This window comes from Gimesia fumaroli (assembly GCF_007754425.1).
GTDB classification, from domain to species: domain Bacteria; phylum Planctomycetota; class Planctomycetia; order Planctomycetales; family Planctomycetaceae; genus Gimesia; species Gimesia fumaroli.
In genome coordinates, this window is the sequence record NZ_CP037452.1 from 2,671,335 (window position 1) to 2,685,144 (window position 13,810).

General features: G+C 49.7%; 7 protein-coding genes. 3 read left to right on the forward strand and 4 right to left on the reverse strand.

Annotated elements, in window-relative coordinates:
- Positions 1–52: 52 nt before the first annotated feature.
- Both Enr17x_RS10145 and Enr17x_RS10150 read right to left on the reverse strand, forming a co-directional pair.
- Positions 53–1,441: a DUF1552 domain-containing protein gene (locus Enr17x_RS10145; protein ID WP_145308340.1), complete on the reverse strand. Its 1,389-nt coding sequence runs from the start codon at positions 1,439–1,441 to the stop codon at positions 53–55.
- 59 nt (positions 1,442–1,500) lie between these two features.
- Positions 1,501–3,426 carry a DUF1592 domain-containing protein gene (locus Enr17x_RS10150; RefSeq protein ID WP_145308342.1) on the reverse strand — a complete coding sequence of 642 codons (1,926 nt, stop codon included), beginning with the start codon at positions 3,424–3,426 and terminating at the stop codon, positions 1,501–1,503.
- 581 nt (positions 3,427–4,007) lie between these two features.
- Between Enr17x_RS10150 and Enr17x_RS10155 the strand changes: the two genes are divergently transcribed.
- Positions 4,008–5,039, forward strand: coding sequence for an AAA family ATPase (locus tag Enr17x_RS10155; protein WP_145308344.1), 1,032 nt, complete (start codon positions 4,008–4,010; stop codon positions 5,037–5,039).
- Positions 5,032–7,425 (forward strand): S8 family peptidase, encoded by a 2,394-nt coding sequence (locus tag Enr17x_RS10160; protein WP_145308346.1) that lies wholly within the window; start codon positions 5,032–5,034, stop codon positions 7,423–7,425. The genes Enr17x_RS10155 and Enr17x_RS10160 overlap by 8 nt, the downstream gene beginning before the upstream one ends.
- 1,060 nt (positions 7,426–8,485) lie before the next feature.
- Here Enr17x_RS10160 and Enr17x_RS10165 read toward each other — a convergent pair.
- On the reverse strand, positions 8,486–9,835 hold the full coding sequence (locus Enr17x_RS10165) for a DUF1552 domain-containing protein (RefSeq protein WP_232101010.1): 1,350 nt from the start codon (positions 9,833–9,835) through the stop codon (positions 8,486–8,488).
- Between the two features lie 51 nt (positions 9,836–9,886).
- The gene (locus tag Enr17x_RS10170) at positions 9,887–11,977 is read right to left on the reverse strand and encodes a DUF1592 domain-containing protein (RefSeq protein WP_198001081.1); all 2,091 of its coding nucleotides are present in this window, start codon (positions 11,975–11,977) and stop codon (positions 9,887–9,889) included.
- Between the two features lie 320 nt (positions 11,978–12,297).
- On the opposite strand from Enr17x_RS10170, the gene Enr17x_RS10175 reads away from it, so the two are divergent.
- On the forward strand, positions 12,298–13,737 hold the full coding sequence (locus tag Enr17x_RS10175; RefSeq protein ID WP_145308350.1) for a sulfatase family protein: 1,440 nt from the start codon (positions 12,298–12,300) through the stop codon (positions 13,735–13,737).
- Positions 13,738–13,810: the final 73 nt, after the last annotated feature.

Below are 13,810 nucleotides of genomic sequence, written 5' to 3' on the forward strand. Positions count from 1 at the left end.
TCTGCTGCATCTGGGATCGATATCACTTTGTTTAGGGAGGCAGGTAACTGTTTCAGGATTTGGCAGGGATCTCTGCGATCTGCTTCGTGGCGATCCCCACGGGACGGTCCAGCGGAATCCCGATGCACGTCAGTAAGGTTGTTAGCAGGTCGCCCTGGTTTCCTTTCACATCGGGCAGGAAGCGTCCGGTATTGATCGCACCGCCGCCACTTCCGGCGAGGATGAAGGGCAGGTTGGCCCGGGTGTGCCGGTCGCCGTCTTCGAGCCCCGAGCCCCACATCATGATGCAGTTCTCCAGCAGGGTGCCGTCCCCTTCTTTCAGGCTGTGCATCTTGTTGACCATGTAGGCAAACTGGTCGATGTTGAATTTCGTGATCGCGGCGACTTTGTCGACCTTCTTCTTCTCGCCGTTGTGGTGCGTCTGGGAATGATGCTGGTCGTTGAAGCCAAGTTCAGGATAAGAGACGCCGTTCGGGGTCGAACCGATGTAGGTGCTGACGCGGGTCGTATCAGTCTGGAAGGCGAGCACGTTGAGGTCGCACATCACCTGCATGTACTCGCTCCGTTTGTCTCCCTCGGGAATCTTGATCTCGATGGGCGGCGAGTCGTTCTTGTGACTGCGGCTCGGGCGGATTCCTGCTTTTTCCAGGGCCGCTTCTTTCTGGCGCATTTCAATGGCGGCGATCCGTCGTTCCACCGAACGCACGCTGTCCAGGTATTGATCCAGCTTCTTCTGGTCGGTTTGCGAGAGGGTGCGCCTGAGATCGCGGGCACCGCCGATCACCAGATCCAGCATGCTGCGGTCTAAACTGCTCATCCCGTTCGCCGACAGTCCGTCCCCTTTTTCCTTCTTGTTGAACAGACGGTTCAGCACGTTACGGGGATTGGTCTCGGCAGGAACCGCCTGGGTTGGCGAGCGGAAGCTGCAGTGCGAATAGTAGGCCTCGTTCAACCCCGCCTGGTTTTCCTTCCACGTCTGCGGCATCGTGGCCAGTTCCAGTGAAGGCAGCGCGGTAAACGCGCCCAGCGAATTCGCGGCAATCTGATCGGCGGAGATCGAGATACTGATCTCGTCTCGCTTGTCCGGATCGGGCAAGGCCGCGGTGAGCCACGTCGAGAGTTCGAGCGCGTGAGGCGCGCCGCGGAAGGGACCGTTGGAAACGCCGGCGATGCCTTTCATCAGCAGACACTGATCAAGTACCGGCCGCAGCGATGCGAGGGCAGGGGGCGGTGAAGTCAAAAACGTCTTGGGATCTTTGGGCCAGAACTGATCCATGATCACGCCATGCGGCATATACATGAACCCCATTCGGACCGGCGGCTTGAATTCTTTTTTCTCGCTGGCTTCGGCCCAGCCCATGACATCCAGTAAAGGTAAAGCCAGTGCGGTTCCCATCCCTTTCAGACAGGTGCGACGGTCGATTGTTTTATAATTGCTCATGGGAAAGCCTTCAGGTGGGTTGCTGGGATGCAGAGGAAATCGGGTGTGTGGTTTGCTGGTCACTCAATGCGACGATGCGTGAACGGATAACTGGTGACGACCTCAGTGATGAGTGTCTGCATGCGATAGTCGTCTTTGGCGATCTTCTGCATCAATTCATCGATCACAATCTCGTCATACCCTTCCAAGCGTCGGCATAATGCATAGGCTAACAGTCGCTCGACCAGATTGCGAGAAAACTTTGCGTTCTGCTCGGCGATAATGGCTTTTAGTTCTTGGGGATTGGAAAAATGTTTACCTCCCGGAAGCTCGCCCGAGGCATCGATGGCCTGGCCGTTCTCGTCCTGGTCGCGCCAGCGTCCGATGGCGTCGAAGTTCTCCAGGCCGAACCCGATCGGGTCGAGTAAGCGATGGCAATTGGCACAGACCGCCTCGGAGCGGTGCAGTTCGGTGCGTTCGCGGAGCGTCAGACTGGCGACCTGTTTTTGATCCTGTTTCTCCAGTGACGGCACATTGGGCGGAGCAGGGGGGACATGATCCCCGAGCACCTGTTCCAGCACCCAGACGCCTCGATTGACGGGGCTGGTCCGGTTGGGGAAGGAGGTCGCCGCCAGCACGCCGGGCATTCCCAGGATTCCGCCCCGATTGCCATTGGTCAGGCTGACCTTGCGCATCTCGGGGCCGGTGACCGTTTTTTCCAGACCGTAGATCGTGGCCAGGTTTTCATTGAGGAAGGTAAAATCGCTGTCGATAAAATTCGCAACGCTGCGGTTCTCCCGCACGATGCTTTCGAAAAAGAGCCGGGCTTCATCGTACATCGCCGTGCGCAGGGCGGCGTTCATTTGCGGAAATTTTTCAGGGTCAAACGTTCGCTCGTGCAGGTTCCCCAGCTTCAGCCACTGTGCACCAAAGCCGTCAAACAGAGCCCGCGATCGCGGGGCCATCAGCATCCGCCTGACCTGATCTTTCAGGACCGGCGGCTCGTGCAGTTTTCCCTGATCCGCCAACGCCATCAGCTCCTCATCGGGCATGGTGGCCCACAACAGATAAGACAGACGCGAGGCGAGCTGAAAATCATCGAGGGGCACAATTCCCTTTTCCGTCTCAATCTCCTTGGCCGGCGTGATGAATAGAAACTGGGGAGAAACCAGGATCGCCTTTAGCATCAGCCGACAGGAGGCGTAGTAGCTCAGTTTGTTTTGTCGTCCCAGGTCGAAGACTTTCAGCAGGACATCAATTTCCGCAGTAGAGGGGGGACGGCGGTAAGCCTTTCGCGCCAGTGACAACGCCACCTTGCCAGCGGTTGCTTGCGCGTCGGTCCCGGACGGGGGAGGTTCACCAAAGAGTTGCTGTTGTATTTTGGTGGGCGGTTCCCCTTCCGGCGCCAGAACCTGATTCAACACGTTTTCGGAGATGGCCAGGTACTGTTCGAGTTGCAGCGGGGAGAGCGAATTGAGATATCCCTCGCCGCTGACTTCGTCCGGCAGACTGGCGACGATGTTGGGATCGACGCCAAACAGATCGTGCAGCGTGTTGCCATATTCCGTTTTGGTGAGCCGCCGAATGACAAACGGTCCCGGATCTTTCGGACTGAGATATTTGACCTTCTGCAGCCATTCCGCAAACATCTGGCGTTCGTCGTCGGTCGGCTGATCCAACCCCTCCGGCGGCATATCGTGCGTTTTCACGCGGGCCGCCGACTTCTTCCACTTCTCACTAAAGGCGGCATGCCCGGGACTCCGCAGGGCCGGGTCAAAGCTGAGTCCGGCTTCCGTGGGGCGCCTGTTCTGATGACACTCCAGGCAATACTTTTTGATGAAGGGCGTGACCCGTTTACTGAAAAACTGCTTCGCATCCGCTTTCCGTGCCGCCAGAGCTTTGTCTACCTTGGACTCAGCCCGACCTACATGCGGACAGGCCCACAAGCCCCCCCACACCAAAACGGCAATCAAGCCGCGAACAAAACGTGCCTCTAAAACTGACATTCAAACACTCCCCTAACAGCTGTTGTAACACGAACATATTATAGTTGGTGCATATGTTGGTGTAAACAACCGGTAGGGAGAGGGAACGCCTGCAGTGTAGTGGCGAAATCGCTAACGCCTTTTACATCCGAAAAGAAAGCCAGCGAGCGCGACCTGCAGTCGACGATCCTGTATTTCATTGGGGGGGCGTGTGGAAGCAGAAGGTGCCCTAACTATGATTAGGTCAACGTCGAATTGGGCTGGTCGTTGAGGATCATTTACTGGAGAGGGGAAACTCTCTATTTACAAACTAGACAGTCAAAAAAGTTCCTAGTAGAACAAGTCTGGAAAGCATAAGATGGCTATAGACAATGTTATCACTTATGTGTACACTTGTGTGTGTTCAGTGTCCGTGTTCCGTTAAACACTCATATTCTCAACTAAAGGATTGTTAATTTAAGTGTGTATATTGCCATTGATGATGTATGGATGACTTTGATTTTATAGCTACTTAGGAATTGATGGCTTCAGCATTAGTTTGTAACCGATAGAATGGGTACAGGTAGGAGGCTTTACGAATATTGCTTTAATTTGAGTTAATTATGACAAGTGCAAGAAACAAACAAATCGCGGATGTTGAATCTGTCACACGGCTATTTCGAGCTCACCGTGATAAAAATGATGCTGTCTTTCGGAAACTGGCAGAGTCAATCATTTCTGATCAACTAGCCGCCAATCAATATAGTCTCGCAAAAGAGCTTCGATCTGCACTTGGGGCTGATTCTAGCCAATCTACAAATGTGCCAAACAGAAAATTATCTACACTACCCCGAGATCGACGTTCGGGTGAGCAGTTACTTGCTATCTTCCATGAACCTGCTAGTACCGAGCATCTACTTCTTGAAGATGAGACAAGGATGCGAATAGATCGGTTCATTGATGAGCGTCGAAATTCAGCGAAGCTAGCTCGTTATGGGTATTCTCCCAAGTCAAAATTACTTTTTTGGGGACCACCTGGTTGTGGCAAGACTTTGACTGCCCATCATATTGCTAATCAGTTTAATCTAAAGGTTGGTGTAGTACGTTTGAGTGCGTTAATTTCAAGTTACTTGGGAGACACTTCAGCACGCTTGCAGCAAGTTTTCGATATAGCATTAGAAACCCCGATGGTAATTTTGTTTGATGAATTCGATTCAGTGGCTAAATCACGAAGTGACATGGGGGACGTGGGGGAACTCAAACGAGTAGTCAATAGTTTGTTACAAGCGATGGACACCTTTGTCTCTAGAGAGAGCATATTGATAGGTGCAAGCAACCATCAATATCTACTCGATCCAGCAATTTGGCGTCGATTCGACGATGTAGTTTTATTCCCTTCTCCGTCTCCAGGAGTACGAAAAAAATTCATACAGCAACACCTAAGTGGAGTCAGATTTAGTGGTTCACTTGATTCACTGGTCAAAAAAATGGCAGGACTATCATTTGCACAAATTGAATCGATTTTAATTGAAGCAATCAAATCTATGATTTTAGAGGATAAGAAGCAACTAACCACTCAGCAGATCTCTTCAGAATTGAAGTATATGAGAAGTATGATGGCTGCGATGGATCGTGAGATAGACGCCGATGGATAATGAATTCCCACCGAGAGAGCTTGTTGGTCCTACGATACAAAAACGGAAGAAAGAAAAAAGCAGAGCTGTCCCACTCTCCAAAGAACTTCTTGCTCGCAAAAACGAAATTGCAAGAGTACTAGGTACAAAAGTTGATCAGCTAGATAAGCAATTGAGAAGTTTGACTGACGAGCAAAGAAGAACAATCTTCTACAAAATTACACACGATGGGCCTGTAAAAATATCTGGGATTGGGCTGAAGCCACTTACTGATCGATCTGAATCTATTACACTTGCAGTTCCAACGGGTAGCGACCTTCACTCTTTTAAAGAGAAAATCCAAGCGTTTGCTGCTGATATCCCTAAAAAAGATAGAGTCAAACACCCGGAATTAGCTCGGATTGAAGATGTTGAACGAGGGGACCCCAAAGATAGATTAAGCGATGAGCTATTTGCTAAATACGATGATTTGGTGAAGAAGCAGTATGTAATTTGTGAAATAGAAATACTGTCTCTACTAAATGGTAGGAATAAGCAACGTGAAGAAATTCGCCAGATCTTAGCAGATTTGCGAAGTGTCTTTGCCAACGGTATTCATGGAACATTGTTTGAACACGAAGAAAGGGAAGGAGTTTGTAGAGCCGTAATTCGGTGTACTGGAGAAATGTTTCGACGGCTGGTCGAGGAGGATAGGTGGCAAAGAAGAATATCATGGTTTGAACCTAAACCAAAGTTTGAGACATTTCAGACCGTTCGTAAAAATTTTAAAATTCAAGATCTTGAAACAATTAGTGCACCCAATGATCAGGTCCCAATTATTTGTATTGTCGATTCTGGTGTTTCCTCGGGAAACCCATTTTTGGAACCGGTTACTAAGGATGAGATGCTAAAGTCTTTTTTAAAGCACTCTCCAGATAATCCATATGATGAAAATGGTCATGGTTCGGGTGTCGCATCTTTGGCGGCTTATTATGCCCTCGATCTGAATAAGGGGGCAAGAAATAGCGGGAAAGCATGGATTGCTAGTGCACGCATATTGGACGCTTCTAACCAATTAGAAGAAGAGCGATTATTTTCCAAGGTTATTGAAGAAGTTGTAAAAGAATTCGTCCCTCTGGGGGTTAGAATATTTAACTTGTCTGTAGCAGACCTTGCTAAAAAGTGGAATCCAGATAACAAAAGAACTCAACCTCGAACTTCGTGGACCGCACGTACTCTTGACCGCTTAAGTCGTGAATTTGACATTGTGTTTGTAGTTTCGACAGGCAACATCCCTCTAAATCAAATACGCGAATACATTAATTCAGAGGTTGAGTATCCTTCCTATCTATGTGATTCAGACTCTCGAATCCTTGATCCGGGACAGGCAGGATTAGCATTGAGTGTCGGTTCTATTGCCCCCTCTACATTAATTTCGCAAACAGCCGATACTGCAATTGCTCTTGCATTTGAGCCATCACCATTTACGCGTTCTGGCCCAGGAATCAAAGAAGAAACAAAACCTGATCTTGTAGAGTTTGGGGGCAATTTACTTAGGAGTGCTGACCCACTTTGGGTGCAATCTAATTTAGCCACTAATGTGGTAATGGCTAGTCATCAACTATCTCCAGCCATTGCATACGACTATGGGACAAGTTTTGCTGCGCCTCGCGTCGCTAATAAGTTGGCCATTGTTTTAAATGACTTGACCGACATGGGACCAGCTAACGTGAGTGCTCCTTTACTTAAGGCATTTCTTATAAATTCTGCTGGATACCGAGGTGATTTGAACCATTTGCAAGAACACTTAGATAGAAAACGATGGTTGGATGTATTGGGGAACGGATGGCCTGACGCTGCACGAGCTACTGAATGTGACGACTATTCTGTAATCCTCTTTCATCAAGGGCGGTTAGGAGCAGATCAAGTTGCTTTCTTTGAGATACCTGTACCTGCTCAAATGATAGATTCAACTGCAAAAAAAAGAATTACTGTGACAGTGGTACATGACCCCGAAGTTCAGAAATGGGGGTTAGAGAATTATTTCGGCATCTCTTTAAAATGGCGAATGTTCAGAGGCGATGTTGATCAAGAAAAAATCATAGATGGAATGTCTACTGCTGAAGAAGGTAATGATGAATCAGAAACAGTGGACATACCGAACGAACTAAAATATGAACATAAAGTAAATCGTCGCTCGCGAGGTACCGTTCAGCATGATTGGTGTGAATGGACTCAGCATAGAGAAGAATTTAGTAACAATCACTATACATTGGCCATTGCTTCTTATAAAAAATGGCAGAGGAAAGTTGAACCTACAAAAATAGGTGTCGTCGTACGAATCGAAGACCTTGGTGGTACAGTCATGGTTTACAATGAAGTTAGAACTCAGCTTGATATATTGATTGAACAACGAGCAAAAGTTTAACTCGGTCATTTAATTATTTAACGAGAATAAGTAGCAGGGCTTTGGGGTTATTTAGAACAATTTAAGATGTCGGGGCCAATAATTTTATGGACCTGACATTTTTTCTTTCCTGCGATGACACTTTCAACCGGGGCTAACGCCCTGCGGCTAATGGTGCAGGCTCTGTGGTTTCTGATTTTGTGATCTGAGAAACGTTCGTTGCCCGGACGTTTTCGATCAACTTGATCAGGGGCCGTTTCTTCACCCTGGTGCGGGGTGTTTATCTCTCGGGTTGCCGTGGCGATCTGGTAGGATTTGTTTGCTGGTGAAGCGTTTGTTTTCACTGGAATCTACCGGCGGCCAGGTTGTGTTTCTTTAATGATTGAATGTGATTACCAGGACCGCAACCTAACCCAGGTTGGTATTAACCGCGGCTAACGCCGTGCGGCTGATCCGGTTTTTGGTGACTTTCCAACCGGAATGACTAATTAGCCGAAGGGCGTTAGCCCCGGTTTTTGAATTAAGAATCGTTACCTGATGCCGTGTCGTTTACTTTTTTTGTTAGTCGCTCTGGTTCGATGTTTTTTTACCGGCGGCTAGCGCCGACCCGCTCACTTTTTGTTTGTCGTGCTGGTTCCCGTTGTTCTTTTATTTTGGATGGGATGTCGTGAGGCGGGCGAGCACATAGACTCGCCCCTACATCGGGAGAGAGTATCATGATTGTGAAATGGATTTTTGTGAAGGGCGTGGGGCGGTCAAGGGGATTGGAAAAACGTTCTGTGGCGAAGCGTGGCGGGATGTGTTGTCAGGGGGGCGGGCGGTGTTGGTTGTGTGGTGTTGTGCGTCGGCGTGTGTCGACCCGCATAACTTTTTTGGGGTTGGTTGGGGAAAATCGTGCTCAAACCAGCGGTTTATGGGATGGTGCCGTTTGTTTCGTTCCGGGGATTCACCTGAACCAGTAGTGTTCTCGCGCGCGACGCATAACCAGAGATCATGGCAAACGGCGGGGCGGCGTCAAGATATTTTTATTCAGCAGAGGCAGGGGAGTTTCAGCGGTGAAGAGAAAGAACCATGGATTGGATCAGGTCAATAATTGCTGGACCGGGCCCGTGCTGTCGGCAAATCGATCGAGCTTTAAACCCATGACTTGTGCGTGCGTGAGCCAGAGGTTTGCCAGGGCGGTGCCATCGGAGCAATGCAGATGCTGTCCCGTCTTTAATTGTCCTCCGCCAGAACCCGCGACGACAATGGGCAGGTCGGTATATTGATGCGTGGCACCATCGCCCAGACCGGAACCATACGTGAAGATGGTATTGTCAAGCAATGTCGTTCCATTCGCTTCACGAATGCCATCCATCTTCTGCACGAGATACACAAACTGTTCCATATGGAATCGATCCACCTGCAACAGTTCTTTCAAATACTTATTTTGATTATGAGACATCTGATGATGGCTCATCGGTTTGTCGAACAGCGATTCGTATCGCATGGGGGTATCCCAGCGTTCGGGACCAATCATCAACGTGGCTACATTGGTTAAACCAACCTGCAGTGCAGCCACCATCAGGTCTCCCATCAGGCGAATATATTGGCCACGGGGGAGTTGTGAGTTATCTGGTTCTTTCACCGAAGCTTTGCCAATTTCATTTTTAATCTGATCGAGTTTATCCATCTGTTCTTCGATCGTTCTGATGCCATCGAAGTACTCTGCAAATTTTTCACGGTCTGCACGGCCGAGTCGTCTGTTCAATGAGCGCGCATCTTCGAGAACCAGTCCCGTGATATCGCGATAGGCCTGATTCTCCTGTGTGCCGAACATCCGGCGATAGACTTTTCGCGGATCACGAATCGAGGGTGCCACATGCCCCGTTCCATACCAGGAGATATTATCAAAATAGATCGACTCTTTGTTGTCCTGATGGTTGTTGCAACTCAATTCCAAAGTGCGGAAAGGAGTCTTCTCCCCGACATGGTCAGCGATGATATGATCGAGAGTCCGGGACAGGGGGTACACCGACGACTTGACGGCGTGGGCAGTAGCGCTGCTTAAAAAACAGGAGGCACATTGCGCATGAACGTCACTTCCATGCTTGTAGAAACGATCCATGCCGGTGATCAGTGTGACTTTCTGCTTGACTTTTTCGAGTGGCTGCTGAGTGGGCGTCAGCTCTTTTAGAGGTCGCATCCCGACTTTCAGACCGGTTTCCCGGGCAATCTCTTCCTGACTACTTGTGAATTTGGGAATCGCTGCATCCTGTTCGCCCGGAAAGAAACCACGACGCACAACACCAATGGGCACATAAAAGACCGCCAGTCGTTGTGCCGGTTGCGGAGGAACTTCAGAGTGCGCGAGACTTTCCAGCCAGGGCAATGCCAGGGTCGCACCAGCGGCGCCGCGGAGAAATGATCGCCGATTGATTTCAATCATCATTCTACCATTCTAAGCTAACGTGTTCGGAATTATGTTTGAGGGCGAGTCTGCTTATTCAACGACGGACTCGTTCCTCTGCCTGACTGTACTCTGTAAGAACGGGGGGCTCAATACGATTTCTTTGATGAGAGACTGGAACCGGTAATCGGCAGTTGCTGTATCAGCCACAATCTTGTCCAGGGCCAATGAGTCTGCCACTCCCATTTCGCGTCCCAGGGCAAATGAAAGTAAATGCGCCGCAAAGGCACGCGTAAACCGGTCCTTTTCAGCCAGCAACGCATCTTTGAACTCGATAATATTTGAGAATTCATGTTTGCTTAGCAGCTTGCCGCTGGCATCGACCGTTCGCCCATTGGGATATGTTTCACGCCACAGGCCTGCTGCATCATAATTTTCCAACGCAAACCCTAAGGGATCAATCCGCTGGTGACAGCCCGCACAACTGGCTTGTTTTCGATGGGCAGCGAATCGCTCTCGCAACGTCAAGTTTTCTTCGCCCTCCTTCGGCTTATCCTCCAGCAAGGGGACATCAGCGGGAGGTGGTTTGGGAGGATCATTCAGAATGACGCCCGCAATCCAGGCACCGCGCGTGATCGGCTGGGTGCGAGTGGCATTCGATGTCATTGTCATGACGGCAGCATTGGTGATCACTCCGCCCTGCCGCCGGTCTTTCACAGGAACGCGTCGAAAATTCACTGTCACGGGCGAGCCTGGATTTCCCCGTTTCCCATCGCGATACCAGGCTTCCAGCAAATCACTTCGATAACTGAAATCGGAATCAATCAGCTTCAGCACGGACTGATCTTCAATCAGTAACGTCTCAAACAAGAGTAATGGCTCCAGCATCATATGCATGCTGGCACGGTACTTTGCAAAGTAGAATTGCGGATACCGCTGAGGATCGGGAGTGGAAGAGATAATCCGTTCCAGTTGCAGCCATTGGACAGGAAAGCTGTCACAAAATCGTTTCAGACGTTCGTCATGCAACATGCGGGAAACCTGCGTCGTTAAAACGTCAGGCTCATGAAGTTTCCCGGCTGCCGCCAGATCGAGTAGTGTCTGGTCAGGAATGCTGCCCCAGAGGAAAAACGAAAGCCGCGATGCCAGACTGAAATCATCAATTCCTGTTTGATTCGGAGAATCCCGGTCAGCCGACTGATCATACAGATAGAAAAACTGAGGCGAAGCCAGTACTGCTGCTGCCGCTTCCTGCATGCTTTCCGTAAAAGACTTTTGATTTTGAATCTGCCGCATTACATAAGAGGTGTAACGGTTGACAAGTTCATCGCTGGCGGGACGCCGAAAGGCGCGTGTCAGAAATTTTCTTAAGCGAACTTCCACAATCGCCTGTGTTTCTTCTGTCGACTTGTCTTTCGGAAATTCAAAAAACTCCTTCCAGATACCACAGGTCTTTGAGTTGAAGTCGGCACTGGAGACAATCGAACGGCTCAGTCTCAGAAATGATTCCAACAATAATGGCGAAAGTGAAAGGTGATCGGCTCTGTTATCGAACCCGTTTTCCGCACGCAGGTCTTGGGGAAATGCGGCCACTCCGCCAAGTCGTCTTTCGATTAACTGAGACTTGCCCAGCGGACGACTGCCGACTCTGACTTCCGGGCGCATTTTTCCCGTTTGTGGCTGAAAGTAATTGTCATGCTCCCGCATCATCCGTTCCGGAAGCGAAAAGACTTCCACTTTGAGTTGGAATAGATCCTGAACGGCATTGTTGTATTGAAACCGATTCATTCTTCGAATCGGCGTTTCTGGCCAGTTCTTCTGTAATGCAATTGATTGCTTCAAGTACGCTTTCAGACTGGAGACCAGTTGCTTGTTTGTCTTTTCAGAAAGCGGCTTTTCGCTCTCGGGTGGCATGTACCCAGAGTCGACCGCTTCAATGATATTCTCCAACAGTTCGGGATTACTTACCAACTGATCGGCATGTTCCAGTTGGAGCAGATTGACATCGCCGTCCACCTTTTCTTTCTTGCCGTGACATTTCACACAGTTCTGCTGAAAGAGAGGCTGGATGACGGTCGAGAAAGCATCCGACTTTGGATCAGGCGTACGCTCAGCTCCCTGACTAAACAGGGAAGAGAGCCAGATTGCTGCAAAAACGCTGATGTATAAAAATCGTGAGATCAAAGTCGTTTCTTTTCTGGGATTGCCCATTGTGGTTGGGGCTGAGACTGTTCGATGTATAAGCCTTCATTTATTCTAACTCAACCACCCCTCCTATGTCTATTACGGGATGTTTTTCCTTTATTTCGCTGGAGTGCTTAGCATAAAACAGCAGGTGAATTTCACAGTAACAACCACGTTTTTCAGTGACATCCCTGCCAAATCCGACTGCAGTCCTTGCGTCTGTCCGCTCTCATCTGATAGATAAACAATACTGTTTCGATCCAATCAAAGACTTCGACTTCTTTCCGATATCACTATGGGGCAGGGCGCAGGGCATTCCAATGACAGATCAGCGACCAAACATCATACTCATTATTACCGATCAGCAGCGGTTCGATACGATTCAGGCAGCCGGCTATGATTTCATGGAAACGCCACACATTGATCGTTTGCATCGCGAGGGTATTGTTTTCAACAACTGTTTTATCACAGCCGCTTCCTGTGCACCTGCAAGAGCATCACTCTTTACAGGCCATTATCCCCATACGACGGGTATTCTGAAAAATGCCGATACCTGGAAGCATGGCTGGATCGAAAACCTGCATGACGGAGGTTATCAGACGGTCAACATTGGCAAAATGCACAGCTGGCCCTATACCACTCCACTAGGCTTCGAACAGCGCTACGTGGTGGAGAACAAAGATCGCTACCTGGAAGGGCGCTACTTTTACGATGAGTGGGATAAAGCATTACGGGCGCGCGGCCTGGTGAAACAGCAACGGGAACTCTACCGTCAGTTACCTGATTACAAGGAAAGCCTGGGCGCCTTTGACTGGCTGCTGGATGAGGATATGCATCCCGACATGTTTGTGGGGAACATGGCAGTCGACTGGATCCGCAATTACCCCGTCAGCGAACCGCTGTTTCTGGAAATTGGTTTTCCCGGCCCGCATCCGCCCTATGATCCGATTCCCCGGTATGCAGAGTCGTATCTGAAAAAAGAGCTCAACATCGCACCCGTTCTCGAAAGCGATCTGGCTAACCAGCCGGAGCCGTTAAAGGCGATGCGCATTCATAACAACGAAGTGGATCACGATTCCGTTGTGCATCTGCTTGAACCGACAGCAGAACAGCGGCACCGACAGCGCGCCTATTATCTGGCCAACGTCACGATGATTGACGAAAAGGTGGGTGAGATTATGGCGGCGCTGGAAGAGAAAGGACTGCTCGACAATTCCATTGTGATCTTCACCTCTGATCACGGCGATTGCCTGACAGACCATGGACACAGCCAGAAATGGACCATGTACGACGTCATAACGCGCGTGCCGATGATCATCTGGGCCCCCAATCGCTTTGGAGAACCGCGGGCCGTTGATGGTCTGGTTCAGCAGATGGATCTTGGTCCGACCTTGATGGACATCGCGGACATCCCCATTCCCGAACCAATGGCAGCACGCAGCCTGTTGCCGCTGCTCCAATCGGGACCTGAAGCGGCGTCCTGTTTACGAGACGTCGTGTTCGCCGAACAGGCCAAAGATGGCATTCTGACAACCAGCAAATTTATGACCATGGTGCGCACGCAAGATTGGAAACTGGTGCATTTCCTCGACGAACCGTGGGGCCAACTGTTCGATCTCAAAGCCGATCCTCTGGAAGTGGACAATCTCTGGGATGCGCCCGCACATTCTGAAAAGAAGAAAGAACTGCTCGCCCTCCTCCGAGAATGGCGCATCCGCGACAGCTATGAAAACGCGGATCTCTGGGAAGATTATCGGTAACGGTTTTAATTTGCGAAAATGCTGTTGCTGTGCAGAATAAAGTGGTCAGGACTATTAAGTACTAATAGAGTCC

What these genes read in the sequence shown, in the direction of transcription:
- Enr17x_RS10160 (WP_145308346.1), top strand. Translation starts at nt 5,032, where the DNA reads ATGGATAATGAATTCCCACCGAGAGAGCTTGTTGGTCCTACGATACAA.
- Enr17x_RS10175 (WP_145308350.1), top strand. Translation starts at nt 12,298, where the DNA reads ATGACAGATCAGCGACCAAACATCATACTCATTATTACCGATCAGCAG.
- Enr17x_RS10165 (WP_232101010.1), bottom strand. Translation starts at nt 9,835, where the DNA reads ATGATGATTGAAATCAATCGGCGATCATTTCTCCGCGGCGCCGCTGGT.
- Enr17x_RS10155 (WP_145308344.1), top strand. Translation starts at nt 4,008, where the DNA reads ATGACAAGTGCAAGAAACAAACAAATCGCGGATGTTGAATCTGTCACA.
- Enr17x_RS10150 (WP_145308342.1), bottom strand. Translation starts at nt 3,426, where the DNA reads ATGTCAGTTTTAGAGGCACGTTTTGTTCGCGGCTTGATTGCCGTTTTG.
- Enr17x_RS10145 (WP_145308340.1), bottom strand. Translation starts at nt 1,441, where the DNA reads ATGAGCAATTATAAAACAATCGACCGTCGCACCTGTCTGAAAGGGATG.